The sequence below is a fragment of the Bradyrhizobium sp. Arg816 genome, from assembly GCF_029989365.1.
In the GTDB taxonomy this organism is placed as follows: domain Bacteria; phylum Pseudomonadota; class Alphaproteobacteria; order Rhizobiales; family Xanthobacteraceae; genus Bradyrhizobium.
In genome coordinates, this window is record NZ_JAPRAQ010000083.1 from 1 (window position 1) to 1095 (window position 1095).

Genomic DNA, 1095 nt, shown 5'->3' on the forward strand with positions numbered 1-1095 from the left:
ATAGCTGGCTAAGGTCGCGGAGGTCGCGTTGCGCTGCTTGGTCAACCGGCGACGAAAGTACGACTCCAGGAGCGGCGCCAGCAGGAGGTGTTCGTTCATGCCGCGCCTCCGTCGAGGAAGGCGCGCTCAGCCGCGATGGCGAGGAGATCCGACGAGCCGGTGAGGTAGTAGGCTGTGTCGCTATAGTTGGCGTGGCCGAGGTAGGTGGCGAGTAAGGGCAGCAGCGCTTGGACGTCTGCGCGCTGTTGGTGCCACAGCCTGAGCCTGGTCACCGCGAACCGGTGCCGGAGATCGTGCGGTCGCAGAGGCTTGCCATTGTCAAGACCCGCGAGCTTGCGGGCCTTAGCGAAGTTGCTTTGCAGGCCGGTCGCCGACAGACGGCAGCCTCGCGAGCTGAGGAAGAAGGCCTCGCCTTTGGGCCTGGGAAACACGGTGTCGCGCTCACGGGCATATCGACGAAGGGCTGCCTGGGTCGTTGGGTGAACAGGAATCAGGCGGTCTTTACGGAACTTGGTTTTACGGACGAGGACGACCCCGTTGGTCAGATCGACGTCGCCGCGATCAAGGCCGACCACTTCGCCCGATCGTAATCCCGTGCTGGCCAACAATCCAATTAGCGTCGCCATCGTGCGGCCCCTGAGAGGGTTCCCTGGCGAAATGAAGCTGCATGCGTCGATAAGCGACGTCAGCTCAGCCTCACTTAGGATGCGCGGCGGCGGAATCGCCCTGGACCGCGGGAAAGCTTTGCGCTCCAAGACCTCGGTCTGGGGGTCGTAGACGACCAGGTACTCGTAGAATCGGCGGAGCACGCCGTGACGGACCGCGCGGCTGTCGGCGGCGCCACCGAACGACAGGACGAAGTCCAGCGCCATCGTCCGGGTGGCGGGCGCACCCAGCTGAGATCGCTCGACGTAGCGAACGAAAGCCCGCAGCGTGCCGGCTTGCTTGTTGAAGGCGTAGCCGAGGGAGCGGCGCAGCTTGATGTAGCGCTCGACCTTGTCGTCGAGGAATGCGGCGAAGACGGTCATGCGGCGCCTCCCGGAAAGGGGAGCGCGACCTCAGCGAGCTGCGAGGCCGCGACCTTCACGTACAGCG

At 64.8% G+C, this 1095-nt stretch carries 1 protein-coding gene; it reads right to left on the reverse strand.

Annotated elements, in window-relative coordinates:
• Nucleotides 1–95 precede the first annotated feature (95 nt).
• Nucleotides 96–1028 carry a tyrosine-type recombinase/integrase gene (locus tag OWC48_RS45910; protein WP_282525912.1) on the reverse strand — a complete coding sequence of 311 codons (933 nt, stop codon included), beginning with the start codon at nucleotides 1026–1028 and terminating at the stop codon, nucleotides 96–98.
• Nucleotides 1029–1095: the final 67 nt, after the last annotated feature.

Bases quoted from the DNA above. Each gene is read 5' to 3' on its own strand.
- OWC48_RS45910 (WP_282525912.1), bottom strand. From the start codon at position 1,028: ATGACCGTCTTCGCCGCATTCCTCGACGACAAGGTCGAGCGCTACATC.